Annotated in this window: 13 protein-coding genes and 1 pseudogene; 7 read left to right on the top strand and 7 right to left on the bottom strand. The window is 71.7% G+C overall.

Annotation, left to right across the window (positions count from 1 at the left end; genetic code table 11):
• Nucleotides 1–64 precede the first annotated feature (64 nt).
• A complete protein-coding gene (locus tag H563_RS0101695) occupies nt 65–472 on the top strand; it encodes an RDD family protein (protein ID WP_022880897.1) in 408 nt (135 codons plus the stop codon).
• Here the strand turns inward: H563_RS0101695 and H563_RS0101690 are convergent.
• The 3 genes and pseudogenes from H563_RS0101690 to lipB form a co-directional block, all read right to left on the bottom strand.
• Nucleotides 469–1,179 (bottom strand): DUF4191 domain-containing protein, encoded by a 711-nt coding sequence (locus tag H563_RS0101690; protein ID WP_022880896.1) that lies wholly within the window; start codon nt 1,177–1,179, stop codon nt 469–471. The genes H563_RS0101695 and H563_RS0101690 overlap by 4 nt on opposite strands.
• A gap of 33 nt (nt 1,180–1,212) precedes the next feature.
• Nucleotides 1,213–2,100 (bottom strand): annotated as a pseudogene (gene lipA / locus H563_RS14480) (lipoyl synthase); the annotation flags it as partial.
• A 47-nt stretch (nt 2,101–2,147) separates the two neighbouring features.
• On the bottom strand, nt 2,148–2,804 hold the full coding sequence (gene lipB, locus H563_RS14475; protein ID WP_022880894.1) for a lipoyl(octanoyl) transferase LipB: 657 nt from the start codon (nt 2,802–2,804) through the stop codon (nt 2,148–2,150).
• A gap of 108 nt (nt 2,805–2,912) precedes the next feature.
• On the opposite strand from lipB, the gene H563_RS0101675 reads away from it, so the two are divergent.
• Nucleotides 2,913–4,175, top strand: a complete 1,263-nt coding sequence (locus H563_RS0101675) for a protein kinase family protein (RefSeq protein WP_022880893.1) — start codon at nt 2,913–2,915, stop codon at nt 4,173–4,175.
• 115 nt (nt 4,176–4,290) lie between these two features.
• On the opposite strand, the gene sucB is transcribed toward H563_RS0101675, so the two are convergent.
• The 3 genes from sucB to H563_RS14470 form a co-directional block, all read right to left on the bottom strand.
• Nucleotides 4,291–5,736 carry a 2-oxoglutarate dehydrogenase, E2 component, dihydrolipoamide succinyltransferase gene (gene sucB, locus H563_RS0101670; RefSeq protein WP_022880892.1) on the bottom strand — a complete coding sequence of 482 codons (1,446 nt, stop codon included), beginning with the start codon at nt 5,734–5,736 and terminating at the stop codon, nt 4,291–4,293.
• Between the two features lie 44 nt (nt 5,737–5,780).
• Complete coding sequence (gene lpdA, locus H563_RS0101665; RefSeq protein ID WP_022880891.1) at nt 5,781–7,154, bottom strand: dihydrolipoyl dehydrogenase; 1,374 nt, start codon at nt 7,152–7,154, stop codon at nt 5,781–5,783.
• Between the two features lie 78 nt (nt 7,155–7,232).
• On the bottom strand, nt 7,233–8,708 hold the full coding sequence (locus H563_RS14470) for a leucyl aminopeptidase (RefSeq protein WP_022880890.1): 1,476 nt from the start codon (nt 8,706–8,708) through the stop codon (nt 7,233–7,235).
• A gap of 93 nt (nt 8,709–8,801) precedes the next feature.
• Between H563_RS14470 and H563_RS0101655 the strand changes: the two genes are divergently transcribed.
• The 4 genes from H563_RS0101655 (at nt 8,802) to H563_RS14465 (ending at nt 13,427) form a co-directional block, all read left to right on the top strand.
• Nucleotides 8,802–9,722 (top strand): proteasome assembly chaperone family protein, encoded by a 921-nt coding sequence (locus H563_RS0101655; RefSeq protein ID WP_022880889.1) that lies wholly within the window; start codon nt 8,802–8,804, stop codon nt 9,720–9,722.
• Between the two features lie 234 nt (nt 9,723–9,956).
• Complete coding sequence (locus H563_RS0101650; RefSeq protein WP_022880888.1) at nt 9,957–11,330, top strand: RNA polymerase sigma factor; 1,374 nt, start codon at nt 9,957–9,959, stop codon at nt 11,328–11,330.
• A gap of 4 nt (nt 11,331–11,334) precedes the next feature.
• The gene (locus H563_RS0101645; RefSeq protein WP_022880887.1) at nt 11,335–12,312 is read left to right on the top strand and encodes an alanine racemase; all 978 of its coding nucleotides are present in this window, start codon (nt 11,335–11,337) and stop codon (nt 12,310–12,312) included.
• Nucleotides 12,309–13,427 carry an alanine racemase gene (locus H563_RS14465; protein ID WP_022880886.1) on the top strand — a complete coding sequence of 373 codons (1,119 nt, stop codon included), beginning with the start codon at nt 12,309–12,311 and terminating at the stop codon, nt 13,425–13,427. Before H563_RS0101645 ends, H563_RS14465 begins: the two co-directional genes overlap by 4 nt.
• A gap of 79 nt (nt 13,428–13,506) precedes the next feature.
• Here H563_RS14465 and H563_RS0101635 read toward each other — a convergent pair whose 3' ends face one another.
• Nucleotides 13,507–13,737 carry a DUF7455 domain-containing protein gene (locus H563_RS0101635; protein ID WP_022880885.1) on the bottom strand — a complete coding sequence of 77 codons (231 nt, stop codon included), beginning with the start codon at nt 13,735–13,737 and terminating at the stop codon, nt 13,507–13,509.
• Nucleotides 13,738–13,926: 189 nt separating this feature from the next.
• Between H563_RS0101635 and H563_RS0101630 the strand changes: the two genes are divergently transcribed.
• On the top strand, nt 13,927–16,011 hold the full coding sequence (locus H563_RS0101630) for a DNA gyrase/topoisomerase IV subunit B (RefSeq protein ID WP_022880884.1): 2,085 nt from the start codon (nt 13,927–13,929) through the stop codon (nt 16,009–16,011).
• Nucleotides 16,012–16,017 lie beyond the last annotated feature (6 nt).

Genomic DNA, 16,017 nt, shown 5'->3' with positions numbered 1-16,017 from the left:
TGGACTGTTTCCGGCGTGTTACGCGGCCAGTATTCGCCTGGGGTCGCTCGCCTAGACTTGAGCAGTGACGAGCCCGACGGATGCCCCGCCCAGCCGCTATCCGGGAGAGCGCATCGGCCTCCCCGAGTCCGGCCCCGGGTCGGTCGCCCGCCTCGGCCGCCGCGTCGCCGGGCTGTTCCTCGACTGGTTCATCGCCCTCGGCCTGTCCTGGGCCGTGTTCCACCAGGGCGACTGGGTCGTGTATCCGGTCTTCGCGCTGCTGCAGATCCTCGCGATCTGGGCCCTCGGCGGGTCCATCGGCCACCGCGTCTTCGGGCTGCGCCTGTCGGCGCTGCCCGGCTACCGGCCGGCGTTCTGGCGCCCGATCGTGCGCAGCGTGCTGCTCACCCTGGTGATCCCGGCGCTGGTGTGGGACTCCGACCAGCGCGGCTTCCACGACAAGGTCGCCGGCACCGTGCTGATACGCGCCTAACGCGGCTGCCGGGGGGCTCGCATGCGCATGGGGTCGACGCCCTTGGGGATGGGCAGCGCGGTCTGCAGCGACGAGAGCCGGTTGTCGACGGCGGCGATCTCGGTCTTGGTCAGCGTCGGCTTGATCTTGGTGAGGGTGCTCGCGACCCGGTGCAGGGGCACCGAGTCGGCGTCGGGGCCGACGCTGATCGTCGTCACCGCGACGTTGGGAACGGTCCGGTTCACCTTGCGGCGCTCTTCCTCGAGCATCCGTGCCGTGCGAGTCTTCGGGCCCTCGCTGATCAGCACCACGCCCCCGCGGCCGACGGCCCGGTAGACCGCGTCGCGGGTCTTGCTGTTCACGGCGACGGGCATCTCGCTGCCGCGCCAGCCGCGGCGCAGCGACGAGCGCAGCACGGCCCCCACGGCGCCCGGCTGACCCTCGATCTGCGAGTAGGCGGCGCGCTCGGCCCGGCGGCCGAGGATGACGATGGCGAGCAGCACGCCCGCGAGCACTCCGGCGACGATCCACAGCACCCGCGTGAAGACGTTGCTGGAGAACAGCAGCGCCAGCACGACGCCCACGATGACCGGTGCGACGAACGCCAGGATCATGTACAGCAGCGCACGCGAGTCGTACCGCCGCGTCATCTGGAACACGTCCCACATCTGCTTGAGACGGCCGGGTTCGGCAGCCGCCTGCGAGGCGGGCGAAGTGTTGCGAGCCATGGTCTCCAGACTACCGGAACGCGGCTGTCAGCTCGCCCGCACGGCCTGCGCCCAGAGGCGCCCCGCACGGTACGAGGAACGCACCAGGGGGCCCGACATCACGCCGGCGAATCCGATCTCCTCCGCCTGCTCGGCGAACGCGACGAACTCCTCGGGATGCACCCAGCGCGCGACCGGCAGGTGCCGGGGGCTGGGCCTCAGGTACTGGGTGATCGTGATGAGGTCGGTGCCCGCGTCGTGCAGGTCCTGCAGCGCCTGGGTGACCTCCTCGGGCTCCTCGCCCATGCCGAGGATCAGGTTCGACTTGGTGATCAGCCCGGCCTCCTTCGCCTGCGTCAGCACGCCGAGCGAGCGCTCGTAGCGGAAGGCGGGGCGGATGCGCTTGAAGATGCGCGGCACCGTCTCGACGTTGTGCGCGAACACCTCGGGGCGCGCGCCGAACACCTCGGCGAGGTGGGCCGGGTTGCCCGAGAAGTCCGGGACGAGGATCTCGACCCCGGTGCCGGGCGACTGACGGTGGATCTCCCGGATCGTCTCGGCGTACAGCCACGCGCCCTCGTCCTCCAGGTCGTCGCGCGCGACGCCGGTGACCGTCGCGTAGCGCAGCTGCATGCGCACGACCGACTCCGCGACACGCCTGGGCTCGTCGGTGTCGTAGTCGGCCGGCTTGCCCGTGTCGATCTGGCAGAAGTCGCAGCGTCTCGTGCACGCCGAGCCGCCGATCAGGAAGGTCGCCTCGCGGTCCTCCCAGCACTCGAAGATGTTGGGGCAGCCTGCCTCCTGGCAGACGGTGTGCAGCTGCTCGGTCTTCACGAGCTCCTGCAGCTGGCGGTACTCGGGGCCCATCTTCGCCCGGGTCTTGATCCAGGACGGCTTCTTCTCGATCGGGGTCTGGGCATTGCGCACCTCGAGCCGCAGCATTCGCCGGCCCTGCGTGTCGTGCGCCGCCGCGGCGCCGTTGGTGATGGTCACGCGGCCACCTCCGCGAACGCGGCGTCGAGGTGCCGCTGCACGATCGGCGCGGCGTCCTCCGGCGTGACGGTGCGGCCCAGCTCCCGGCTCACGGTCGTCACGCCGGCGTCGCGGATGCCGCAGGCGACGATCTTCTCGTACGGTTCGAGGCTGTTGCTGAGGTTCAGCGCGAAGCCGTGCATGGTGACGCCCTCGGCGACCCGAAGCCCGATCGCAGCGATCTTCGCGTCGGGGGCGGGGCGGCCGGAGGCATCCGTCTGCGACACCCACACGCCGCTGCGCCCGTCGACCCGGTGGCCGGAGACGCCGAGTTCGGCGAGCACGTCGATGAGCACGCCCTCGAGGCGGCGCACGAAGGCGACGACGTCGATGGGATCGGCAAGCCGCAGGATCGGGTACCCGACCAGCTGCCCCGGCCCGTGCCACGTGATCTTGCCGCCGCGGTCGACGTCGATGACGGGGGTTCCATCGACGGGCCGCTCGGAGGGCTCGGTGCGCTTGCCCGCCGTGTAGACGGAGGGGTGCGTGAGCAGCATGACGGTGTCGGGCGCCGACCCGCGAACCACGGCAGCGTGCGTCGCACGCTGGAGTTCGAGGGCCTCGAGGTACGGCACGGAATTGGCGCTTAGTCCCGTGACGATGTACTGAGGCATGTGTCCAGCAATCGGCTTTCTGTGTGAGGTTGTGCAGCCAGCCTAAGTTATCCACCGGCCGCGCGGTCGCCCCGGCCGGCTCGGAGCGGCTCGGGCAGGATGACCGGCATGACCAGCACGATGACGCCTGAGGCGACGGATGCCTCGGCCTTCGACCGCGAGGCCGCGGCGCTGCTCTCCGCCGACAGCCCGCACCTGCCGCGCGTGCTCGACGTCGTCGCGCTGGGGGAGCACCGCGAGCTGCTGCTCGAGCCGCTCGACGGCCCGAACCTGGACGAGCTGCTCGCCCGCCGCCGGCGGCTCACCGAGGCAGAGGCGGTCACGGTCGTGATCGGCGTGGTGCGGGCGGTCGCGGCGCTGCACGCCGCCGGCTTCGCAGGGGCCGTGGTCGACGCGGTGCGCTTCGACTCGGCGGCGCGGCCGGTGCTCGTGGGCACGTCGACGCTGGTCGAGATCGTCGCGGCGGGCCGCACCGCGGCCGATGACGACTGGCGCGCCGTCGCCGAGCTCGCGGTGCGCCTCGGGCTGCTCGCCCGCGGCCGGTCGGGCGGCCCGGCGCACACCGGGCTCGGGCTGGCGTTCGCCACACTGACCGCGAGCGAGACGACTCACACGCTGGACCAGCTCGAAGAGGCGCTGTTCGAGCTCGCCGAGCCGGCGCCGGTGCGGCTCATGGCAGCGGCCGAGCCGCCCCCGCCTCCGCCGACGCTCGCGCCGGGCTCCCGGGCCGGCACCCGCCCCAGCGGCCGTCCTCGCAAGGCGCACCGCAAGCCCTCGGGTTCCGCGCTGGTCGAGGCCTTCGACGCGGGGCCATCGGCGCTGCTCGCCGAGCCGATCGGCCGCCTGCGGGAGCGCGTGGCGGTCGCTGCCGGCTTGCTCAGCGGGCGCGGCCGCCTGCTCGTGGTCGGCGGCCTCGTGGCCGCCGTGCTCGTGGTGGCCGCCGTCGTGCTGATGCCGGACGAGGGGCGCCAGGCGGCGCATCCGTCGACGCCGGCGAGCGGGCGGGCCGTCTCGTCGCCTGCCCGCGCGTCCGGCTCCGCGTCACCGACGGCGGACGCCGACGCCGCGGTCCTGCGCGGGGACGACCCGGTCGGGGCGGCGACGGTGCTGCTCGACCGGCGCGACGCGTGTCTGGCCGCCTCGGACGAGCGACGGGCCGCATGCCTCGCGCCGCTCGCCGACGGCGAGGCATCCGATCTCGCCACCCCGGCGCGACCGCTCGCCGCGCTGACGCCGTCATTGCTCGAGCGCACGGGCGACTCGGCGCTCGTGGCGCTCACGCCCAAGCAGGGCACGGACATGGCTCCGGCCTCGGCCCTGCTGATGAGGACCGAGGCCGGATGGCGGCTCCGACAGCTCTACGAGAACTGACGGCTCTTCCGATATCGCACGATGTGGCCGCCTCGCCGGCCACCAGCGAAGCGGCGACTCGAGCGCCGCTGAGCGGCACGACTCGCGCCGGGCGAGGACCGGCGCGACGATGCACTCAGATGCCGAGGTCGCCCTCGAACGCGCCTTCCTCCAGACGCGCCTTGACGGCGGTCAGGTAGCGCGCCGCGTCCGCGCCCGCGATGGTGCGGTGGTCGTAGGACAGTGCGAGGTACACGGTCGAGCGGATCGCGATCGCGTCCTGCCCGTCGACGGTGACCACGACGGGCTCCTTCTGCACGGTGCCCGTGCCGAGGATCGCCGACTGCGGCAGGAACACGACCGGGGTGTCGAAGAGCGCCCCGCGCGAGCCGGTGTTGGTCAGCGTGAACGTGCCGCCGGCCAGCTCGTCGGGCTTGAGCTTGTTCTCGCGGGTGCGGCCGGCGAGGTCGGCGATCTGCGCGGCCAGGCCGGCGATGTCGAGCGTGCTCGCGTCCTTGATCACCGGGGTGAGCAGGCCGCGGTCGGTGTCGACCGCGATGGCGAGGTTCTCGGTGGCCGGGTAGGTGATCGTCTCACCGTCGAACGTGGAGTTGATGATCGGGTACGCCTGCAGCGCCTCGAGGGCCGCCTTGGCGAAGAACGGCAGGAAGGACAGCTTGTTGCCGGTCTTGGCCTGGAAGTCGGCCTTCACCTTGTCGCGCAGCGCGGCGACCTTGGTGACGTCCACCTTCACGACGGTGGTGAGCTGCGCGGTCTGCTGCATCGACTCGACGGCGCGCTGCGACATCACCTTGGTCAGGCGCGACGCCGGAGCGGTGGTGCCGCGCAGCGGGGAGACCTCGAGCTTGACGGGCGCGGCGGGGGCGCTCGGTGCGGCGGGCGCCGAGGCGGCGTCGAGCACGTCCTGCTTGCGGATGCGGCCGCCGACGCCCGTACCCGTGACCGAGTCGAGGTCGACGCCCTGCTCGGCCGCGAGCTTGCGCACGATGGGGGTCACGTAGCCGCCGCCGGCGTGGGCGCCGCCGGACGGCTCGGCGCCGGTGGGGGCGGATGCCGCGGGCGCCGCCGCTGCGGGAACCGGCGCTGCCGGGGCCGGAGCCGAGGGGGCCGGCTCGGGCTGCGGCGCTGCCGCGGGCTGCGGCGCGGGCTCGGGCTCGGGCTCGGGAGCCGCCTCGGGCTGCGCGGCGGGCGCCGGCTCCGGGGGTGCGACCGGCTCGGGCGTCGGAGCGGGCACAGGCTCCGCCGGAGCCGCCTCCTCGGCGGCCGGGGCCTCCTCGGCGGGAGCCTCCTGCGGCGCGGACTCCGCCGGTGCGGCGGCGCCGCTGCCGTCGCCGATCCTCACGAGCGCAGTGCCCACCTCGACCGTCTCGTCCTCCTGCACCAGGATCTCCTCGACCACGCCGGCGACGGGGGAGGGGATCTCGGTGTCGACCTTGTCGGTCGACACCTCCAGCAGGGGCTCGTCGACCTCGACGCGGTCGCCGACGTTCTTCAGCCAGCGGGTGACCGTGCCCTCCGTGACACTCTCGCCGAGTGCAGGCAGGCTGACGGATTCGCTCATGAGACTGTCTCCTTAGACCTCAACTTGAGAAATAGCTTATTGGCTTACAGGGCGTGCAGCGGCTTGCCCGCAAGCTTCAGGAACGCCTCGCCCAGCGCTTCGTTCTGGGTGGGGTGCGCGTGCACCAGCGGCGCGATGTCCTCCGGGTACGCCTCCCAGTTCACGGCGAGCTGCGCCTCGCCGATCAGTTCGCCCACCCGCGCGCCGATCAGGTGCACGCCCACGACCGGCCCGCCCTTCACGCGCACCACCTTCACCGTGCCGTTCGTGCCGAGGATCTCGCTGCGCCCGTTGCCGGCGAGGCCGTACTCGTACGCCTCGACGGCGTCGGCGCCGTACTGCTCGGCGGCCTTCGCCTGGGTGAGGCCGACGGACGCGACCTCCGGCTCGCAGTAGGTGACCTTCGGGATGTTCGCGTCGGGGATGACCACGGGCGACAGCCCGGCGATCTCCTCGGCGACGAAGACGCCCTGCTGGAACCCGCGATGGGCCAACTGAAGCCCTGGCACGATGTCGCCGACCGCCCACACGCCGGGAACCGAGGTGCGCAGCCGCTCGTCGGCGACCACGAAGCCGCGGTCCAGCCGCACGCCCACCTCCTCGAAGCCGAGACCGGCGGTGGCCGGCCCTCGGCCGACGGCGACCAGGAGGTAGTCCGCCTCCACGGTGTCGCCGTTCTCGAGGCTGACGACGACCCCGTCGTCCGACTGCGTGACGCCGGAGAAGCGAACCCCGAGCCGGAAGTCGATGCCGCGGCGGCGGAAAGCGCGCTCCAGGCCCTTGCTGATCGCCTCGTCCTCGTTGGGCACGAGGTGCGGCAGGGCCTCGATGATGCTCACCTCGGCGCCGAAGGAACGCCAGATGCTCGCGAACTCGACGCCGATGACGCCGCCGCCGAGCACGACGACGTGCTCGGGCACGACGTCGAGCTGCAGCGCCTGCTCGCTCGTGATGACTCGGCCGCCGAGTTCCAGACCCGGCAGCGACCGGGAGTAGGAGCCGGTGGCGAGCACGACGTTCGCGCCGGTGTAGCGGTCGTCGCCGACCTGCACCGAGTTGGGGGAGACGAGGCGGCCCGCTCCGGACACGGTCGTCACCCCGCGCGCCTTCAGCAGGCCCTCGAGCCCCTTGAACTTCTTCGCGACGATGCCCTCGCGGTACCGCGCGACGCCCTCGACGTCGACGCCCTCGAAGGTTGTGCGGATGCCGCGCTTCTCGGCGCCTCGCGCATAGTCGGCCACCTCGGCGGCGTGCAGCAGGGCCTTGGTGGGGATGCAGCCGCGGTGCAGGCAGGTGCCGCCGACCTTGTCCTTCTCGATCAGAGCGACGCTCGAGCCGAGCTCCGCCGCGCGCAGCGCGGCTGCGTATCCGCCGCTGCCGCCGCCCAGCACGACGAGATCGAAGTTCTGCTCGGGCATCGGGCTGGGGTCCCTCCTCGCGGTCGGCCTCGGCGGGCGCACATGAATCAGGCGGACCGTGTCCGCCAGAAATCGACCCTATACCTGGGCGGCGCCGCCATCCGACGCGGCAAGGGCGACGCGCTCCGCGTGGCGCAGCAGCATGCGCACCGCGACGCCCGTCGGGCCCTTGCCGGTGAATCCGTACGGGCCGCCCTTGTTCTCCTCGCTTCCGGCGATGTCGAGGTGCGCCCAGGCGATGCCCTCGCCGACGAACTCCCGCAGGAAGACGCCGGCCAGCAGCATGCCGCCCGCCGGGACGCCGGGGTTCGCGTTCGCGATGTCGGCGATCGGCGACGAGATGGTGCTGCGCAGTTCGGCCGGCAGCGGCATCGGCCAGAACAGCTCGCCCGTCTCGGCCGCCGCCTCGCGCAGCTGCTCGAGCAGGGCGTCGTCGCCCATCAGCGCCGAGTACCGGGTGCCCAGCGCGGTCACCTTCGCGCCGGTGAGCGTCGCGATGTCGATGAGCTGGTCGGGCTGCTCCTCGCTGGCGGCGACGAGCCCGTCGGCCATCACGAGCCGCCCCTCCGCGTCTGTGTTGAGCACCTCGACGGTCTTGCCGCCGTACATCCGCAGCACGTCGCCGGGCCGGATCGCCGTGCCCGACGGCATGTTCTCCGCCAGGCACAGCCAGGCGGTGATCCGCACCGGCAGCCCGAGTTCCGCCGCCGCGACGGTGACGGCGAGGGCGACCGCCGCGCCCGTCATATCGCCCTTCATGCCGATCATGCCGGTCGGCTGCTTGAGCGACAGGCCGCCGGAGTCGAAGGTGATGCCCTTGCCCACGAGGGCGAGGTGCCTTTCTGCGCCGTCAGGCGTGTAGCTCAGCTTCACGAGCCGCGGCGGCCGGCTCGAGCCCTGCCCGACGCCGAGGATGCCGCCGAAGCCCGAGGCTTTCAGCGCCGCCTCGTCGAACACGTCGACGTCGACGGGGAGGTCGCCCACGGCGTCCGCCGCCGCCTGCGCGAAGGTCTGCGGATACAGGTCGAGCGCCGGCTGGTTGAAGAGGTCCTTGACGAGGGCGACGGCGCGGGCCTCGATGGCGGCGCGGGCGGCCTCGGCCGAGGCATCCGTGCCCGCCACCACGTGGATCTCGGCGACCGGCGCCTTCTGCTCGTCGGATGACGAGCGGTACGCCGTGTAGGCGTAGGAGCCGAGCGCGGCGCCGGTCAGCACCGCCTGCAGCGCGCCGTCCGCGTCGACCGGCAGGACGAGGGCGACGGATGCCGCGCCCGCCAGCTGCCGGACCGCCGATCCCGCCGCATACCGCAGCGCGTCGACGCTCGCTTCCTTGGCGACGCCGATCACGGCGTAGCGCCGCCCGTCGATCACGACCCGGGCCAGCTCGTCGGTGCCGCCGCCGAAGCCGATCAGCGGCAACTGCTCGGCGAGGGCTGCCGGCGCCGAGTCGGCACCCAGCAGTTCGGGGGCGGACGACGCGGTCGCGGCGAACACCGTGATCTCGGCGTCGGCCGCGGCGGCGTCGGGGATGACGTGCAGCGCGGGAGAGGTCATGCCAGCACCCTATCCAGCGTCCGCCGCCCTGTTCGCTACAGGCATCTGCGCCCGAGCCGGGCTCGTGCGCACGGCGCGTTTACAGTGGATGACATGCGCAACCCCCGCGAACTCTACGAGCTGACCGCGGCTGCCATGGACGTGCCTGCGGGGCTGCACCTCGTCGCGGGTCTGACCGGCTTCGCCGACGCGGGCGGGGCGGTCTCCCAGCTCGGTGCGTACACCCTCGAGAACCTCGGCGGCTACGAGGTCGTGGCCACCTTCGACAACGACATCCTGCTCGACTACCGTGCCCGGCGCCCGACGCTCACCTTCGAGCAGGACCACCTGACCGACTACCAGCCGCCGCGCCTCGCGCTGTACCTCGTCTCCGACGAGGTGGGCCGGCCCTTCCTGTTCCTGCACGGCTACGAGCCCGACTTCGAGTGGGAGGCCTTCGCGCAGGCGATCCTCGGCTTCGTCGACACCTTCGAGATCGCGAGCGTGACGTGGGTGCATGCGATCCCCATGCCGGTGCCGCACACCCGGCCGCTCGGGGTGACGGTCAGCGGCAACAACCGCGCTCTGATCGAGCAGCTGTCGGTCTGGCGTCCGCGCACGAAGGCGCCCGCGACCGCGATGCACTTGATCGAGCACCGCCTGGTCGAGCAGGGGCACTCCACCGCGGGCCTCGTCGTGCTCGTGCCGCACTACCTCGCCGACACCGAGTACCCGGCCGCGCTGATCACCGCACTGCAGAGCATCGCCGCCGCGACGGGCCTGATCTTCCCCACCGACGACGTGCGCGCCGACGACCGCGACTTCGTGAAGAACATCGACGAGCAGGTGGCCGGCAATGCGGAGCTGGAGCGACTGGTGGGTGCGCTCGAGCAGCGGCACGACAGCTACATGCAGGACAACCCGGCGCGGCAGACCGACATCGCGAACCTGCCGACGGCCGACGAGATCGCCGCCGAGCTCGAGCAGTTCCTCGCCCACCAGCGCCGCAACGGCGACGACGGGCAGCGGGGCTGAGCCCGCGCGGAAAGAGGTGCCCCGCGGAATACGCGGGTACCGGCATCCGTTGTGTCCAGGGTGCCGCGATGTGCGTTTCGGGCGATCGGTCCCCGGATCCGTTGCGGTTATAATTGTGACTTCGGACCCGGTCATCTCCGCGGGGCGTCAGTTGAATGACAACGGCGCCGCACCTCGCGCGGACTTGACATGGGCCCTTGTAATGTCCGCGCATACGGACGGAAGGTGACCTCAATGGCCTCACGAACCGCTACGGCGTCCGACGCCGTCGAAGACAAGAAGGCGGCCTCGGCTCCCGCCACCGCCGCCAAGAAGGCGACGACCAAGGGCACTGCGAAGAAGACGGCGGCCAAGGCCCCCGCGAAGACCGCAGGCAAGGCGGCGCTGAAGGCGACCTCGAAGCGCGCCGGAACCAAGAAGGCGCAGGGCGAGGCCGTCGAGGCCGACGACGACGTGGAGCTCGACACCGAGCTGGACGACACGGAGCTCGAGGGCGGCGACGCCGCCGCGGACGTCGCCGAGGCGGGCGAGACCGCCGCTGCGGGCACGGATGACGCGGCTGCGGACTCCTCCGACGACGAAGAGGGCAAGGCCGCACCGGTCGTCGAGGAGCCGCTGCCCACCGGCGCCATCGTGCTGCGCAACACCGACGACGAGGACGAGATCCCGGTCTACTCGGCGACCATCACCGGCGCCACGGCCGACCCCGTCAAGGACTACCTCAAGCAGATCGGCAAGGTCGCGCTGCTCAACGCCGAGCAGGAGGTCGAGCTCGCGATGCGCATCGAGGCCGGCCTGTTCGCCGAAGAGAAGCTCAGCCACATGGACGAGAAGGAGAAGCGCAGCCAGCTCGGCCGCGAGCTCGCCTGGGTCGCGCGTGACGGCCAGCGCGCCAAGAGCCACCTGCTCGGGGCGAACCTGCGCCTGGTGGTCTCCCTCGCCAAGCGCTACACGGGCCGCGGCATGCAGTTCCTCGACCTCATCCAGGAAGGCAACCTGGGCCTGATCCGCGCCGTCGAGAAGTTCGACTACACCAAGGGCTTCAAGTTCTCCACCTACGCGACGTGGTGGATCCGCCAGGCGATCACCCGCGCGATGGCCGACCAGGCGCGCACCATCCGCATCCCGGTGCACATGGTCGAGGTCATCAACAAGCTCGCCCGCGTGCAGCGCCAGATGCTGCAGGACCTGGGCCGCGAGCCTACTCCCGAGGAACTGAGCCGCGAGCTCGACATGACGCCCGAGAAGGTCATCGAGGTGCAGAAGTACGGCCGCGAGCCGATCTCGCTGCACACCCCGCTCGGCGAGGACGGCGACAGCGAGTTCGGCGACCTGATCGAGGACACCGAGGCGGTCGTGCCGGCCGACGCGGTGGGCTTCACCATGCTGCAGAAGCAGCTGGAGAGCCTGCTCGACAGCCTCTCCGAGCGCGAGGCGGGCGTCATCCGCATGCGCTTCGGCCTGGGCGACGGCCAGCCGAAGACGCTTGACCAGATCGGCGACACCTTCGGGGTCACCCGCGAGCGCATCCGGCAGATCGAGTCCAAGACGATGGCGAAGCTGCGGCACCCGTCGCGTTCGCAGTCGCTGCGGGACTACCTCGAGTAGGCCGGTGAGCGCTCAGCCCCACCCGCCCGCTCCCGTTCCCTTCCGCGAAATCACGCTTGACCTCGAGCAGCTCGAGGCGAACGTCGCGCGCTTCCGCGAACTCACCGAGGGCGCGCCCCTTTTCGTCGATGTGGGGGCGGATGCCTGGGGCCACGGCCTCGACGTCGTCGTGCCCGCCCTCGTCCGCCTCGGCGCCCAGGCCCTGGTCACCGCGCGCCTCGACGAGGCGCGCCGCGTGCGCGCCCTCGCCCCGGAGACCCTCCTCGTCACCACGCAGCACGCCGTCGACGAGGACTTCCGCGCGGCCGCCGAGCTCGGCGTCGCACCGCTCGTGCGCACCGCGGGCGAGTTCGCGCGCGCCGTCGGCGGGGGAGTGACCGGCGTCGTCCTCGCCGAGGACACCGGCGACGGACTTCCCGGCCTCGCGCCGGACGAGCTCGACGCGCTGACGGCGGAGGCCGAGCGCCGCGGCATCGCCGTGCTCGTCGACTCCGCCTTCCCCGTGATCGGATGCGAGCTGCTCGGGGTCAGCGAACAGGACCTCGACGTGTCCGGGCAGTTCCCCCCGGTGCTCAGCCTGTGGGCGCCGATCGCCGCCACCAAGCGGGTGGGCCCCGACGAGGGCGTCAGCTACGGATACACCTACCGCACCACCGGCGAGACGACGCTCGCCCTCGTGACCCTCGGCTACGGGGACGGGCTCTCCCGGGCGGCGGGCAACCGGGTCGAGGCATCCGTGCCCCTGGGTGACGAGACGGTGCGGCGCACCATCGCCGGCCGCGTCGCCATGGACGCGTTCATGCTCGATCTGGGCGACGTGCCCGAGCCGCTGCTCGGCACGCCGGTCACGGTGCTCGGCGACGCGCGCCGCGGCGAGCCGGCCGTGTTCGCCCACGCCCGCGCGCTCGGCACCCACAGCGCCGAGATCACCACCCGGCTGTCGCCTCGGCCCCGTCGCCGCCCGACGGAGGGCGACGCGTGACCCGCCCGCTGGTCGAGGCGGTCATCGATCTCGACGCCCTCGCCCACAACATCGCCCACCTGAAGGCCACGGTCGCCCCGGCCGAGCTGATGGTCGTCGTCAAGGCCGACGCGTACGGCCACGGCCGCGTGCAGACGGCGACGCAGGCGGTGCGATGCGGCATCCGCGCGATCGGTGCCCTCGACCTCGACACGGCGGTCGAACTGCGCGAGGCGGGGATCGGCCCCGAGGTCACGGTGCTCTCCTGGCTCTACCCGCCGGGGGAGGACTTCGGCCGGGCCATCCGCGCGCGCGTGGATCTCGGCGTCTCGAGCCTCGCCGAGCTCGCCGCCATCGCCGACGCGGCCCGCGCCCTGCGGCAGCGGCCGGCATTCCTCGCCCCGCGCCTGCATCTCAAACTCGACACCGGCCTGCACCGCAACGGCGCCACGGCCGAGGTCTGGCCGGCCCTGGTCTCGGCGGCCGTCGCGGCCGAGCGGGAGGGACTCGTGCGCACACACGCGGTCTGGACCCACATCGCCGAAGCGTCGGAGGAGGAGGACACCCGCGCCCTCGAACGCTTCCTCGACGGCGTGTCGGTCGCGCGCCGCCTCGGCGCCACCGTGAACGTGCGGCACCTCGCCGCCAGCAGCGCCGGATTCCGCCGCGACGACGTACGCCTCGACCTGGTGCGCATGGGCGGGCACTGCTGGGGCATCCCGTCGTTCGACACGACGCCGGACGAGATGGGCGTGATCCCCGTCATGACACTGCGCGCACAGGTGCTCGCCGTGCGCCAGACCGCCGACGGGCGCACGCTCGGCTACGTCAGCGCCGGGTACGGCGACGGCGTGCCGCGCAATGTGGCGGGCAGGACCGCGGTCGCGGTGCGACGGATGCAGCATCCGATCGTCGCCGTGGAACGCGACCACCTCGTGATCGACGCCACCGGCTCGCACCTGGCCGCCGGCGACGACGCGGTGCTCTTCGGCAGCGGCGCGGAGGGCGAGCAGACGGTGCGCCGGTGGGGCGAGCTGTCGGGCACCCTCGGCGACGAGATCACCACGCGCATCGCGGCGCGCGTGCCGCGGCGCTACGTGGGCGGCGCACAGACGCAGGAGGCGCAGACCCGGTAGGCGCGGTCGCCGAGGGCACCGCGGACATAGAGAAAGGGCCAGGCGATCGCCTGGCCCTTCTCCACGTCTCTGTCGGCGCTTACGCCCGCGATTCCTCGAGCAGTCTCGAGGACTCGTCGTGCCAGCTGGATGCGACTGCCTCGAGCTTCTCCTGGTGCTTCTTGGCGTGGTGAGCGCAGAACAACAGCTCGGTGCCGTTCACCGTCACGCGCACGTATGCCTGCGCACCGCAGGCGTCGCAACGGTCGGCCGCGGTCAGCTGCGGCTCGGCCCGGAGGTCGTCGTCGGTCGGGTTGCTGTGGAACGACATTTCAGGTACCTCCTACGTATCGAACGTCTCGAACCGCTTCGCGATGAATCCAGTAGAGCACGGCATGGCGACATTCGGCGCTTTGACGTCGGGGATTTCGCCTGTGGCGTACCGTGCGGCTTCTGGGGCCCTCCCCAGCCTGGGGTGTCCTACCGGGAACTCGGATCCGCGGCACGTAGGTTGTAACCCGTGGCGAGCTCTGATTATTCTGCGCGGCATCTCTCCGTCCTCGAGGGGCTCGAGGCCGTCCGCAAGCGGCCGGGCATGTACATCGGCTCGACCGACGAGCGCGGCCTGATGCACTGCCTGTGGGAGATCATCGACAACTCGGTCGACGAGGCCCTCGGCGGCCACGGCGACCAGATCGAGGTCGTGCTGCACCCCGACGACAGCGTGGAGGTGCGCGACACCGCCCGCGGGATCCCCGTCGACATCGAGCCGAAGACCGGGCTCTCGGGGGTCGAGGTCGTCTTCACCAAGCTGCACGCCGGCGGCAAGTTCGGCGGCGGCTCGTACGCCGCCTCCGGCGGACTGCACGGCGTGGGCGCCTCGGTGGTCAACGCGCTCTCCGAGCGGCTCGACGTCGAGGTCGACCGGGACGGCAAGACGTGGGCGATGAGCTTCCACCGCGGCGAGCCGGGCGTGTTCGCCGACACGGGGGAGCCGCGGCCCGACGCGCCGTTCACCCCGTTCGAGTCCCGCAGCGAGCTGCGGGTGGTGGGCAAGGTGAAGAAGGGCGTCACCGGCACACGCATCCGTTACTGGGCCGACCGGCAGATCTTCGGGCGCGACGCGACCTTCCAGCCCGACGGCCTGGTCGCGCGGGCGCGTCAAACGGCGTTCCTGGTGCCGGGTCTCAAGATCGTCATCGACGACCGGCGCAGCCCCGAGGGCGAGCGGGTCGAGTTCCAGTACGACGGCGGCATCTCCCAGTTCGCCGAGTACCTCGCGCCCGATCCCGGCATCACCGAGACCTGGCGCATCCAGGGCGAGGGTCACTTCACCGAGACGGTTCCGGTGCTGCACGAGAACGGCAATATGGTGCCCACCGATGTCAAGCGCACCTGCCACGTCGACATCGCGATGCGCTGGGGCACCGGGTACGAGACGGTGCTGAAGAGCTTCGTCAACATCATCGCGACGCCGAAGGGCGGCACGCATCAGAGCGGCTTCGAGCAGGGGCTGATGAAGTTCTTCAAGGCCCAGGTGGAGCAGAACGCCCGCCGGCTCAAGGTCGGCGCGAACGAGAAGCTCGAGAAGGACGACATCCTCGCCGGGCTCACCGCGGTGGTGAACGTCAGCCTTCCCGAGCCGCAGTTCGAGGGGCAGACCAAGGAGGTGCTCGGCACCCCGGCCGTGCGCAACATCGTCGCGAACGTCATCGGCAAGGGCCTCGCCGAGCGCTTCGGGTCGAGCAAGCGCGACGACAAGGCGCAGACGGCGCTCGTGCTCGACAAGGTGGTCAGCGAGATGAAGTCGCGCATCTCGGCCCGCGCCCACAAGGAGACGCAGCGGCGCAAGAACGCGCTCGAGTCGTCCTCGCTCCCGGCGAAGCTGGTCGACTGCCGTTCCACCGACGTCCGGCAGTCCGAGCTGTTCATCGTCGAGGGCGACTCGGCGCTCGGCACCGCCCGCCGCGCCCGCGACAGCGAGTATCAGGCGCTGCTGCCGATCCGCGGCAAGATCCTCAACGTGCAGAAGGCGTCGGTCTCCGACATGCTCTCCAACGCCGAGTGCGCGGCGATCATCCAGGTGATCGGCGCGGGCTCCGGCCGGACCTTCGACCTCGAGGCGGCCCGGTACGGCAAGGTCATCATCATGTCTGACGCCGACGTCGACGGCGCGCACATCCGCACCCTGCTGCTGACGCTGTTCTTCCGCTACATGCGGCCGATGATCGAGGACGGCCGGGTGTTCGCCGCCGTTCCGCCGCTGCACCGGGTGGTGACGGTGGGCCGCGGCTCGCGCGCATCCGAGACGATCTACACCTACTCGGAGGCCGAGCTGCACGCGGTGCTCGCCGACCTCAAGAAGCGCAACATCGCCTACAAGGACCCGATCCAGCGGTACAAGGGGCTGGGCGAGATGGACGCGGACCAGCTCGCGTCGACGACGATGGACAAGCGCAATCGGATGCTGCGCCGCGTGCGCCTCACGGACGCCGAGGAGGCGGCGAAGGTGTTCGAGATGCTCATGGGCAACGAGGTGCCGCCGCGCAAGGAGTTCATCATCGACTCCGCCGACCGGCTCTCGCGCGACCGCATCGACGCCTAGACGAGG

The organism is Gryllotalpicola ginsengisoli DSM 22003, from assembly GCF_000419445.1.
GTDB classification, from domain to species: Bacteria; Actinomycetota; Actinomycetes; order Actinomycetales; family Microbacteriaceae; genus Gryllotalpicola; species Gryllotalpicola ginsengisoli.
This window is presented reverse-complemented; position numbering and strand designations above follow the sequence as displayed.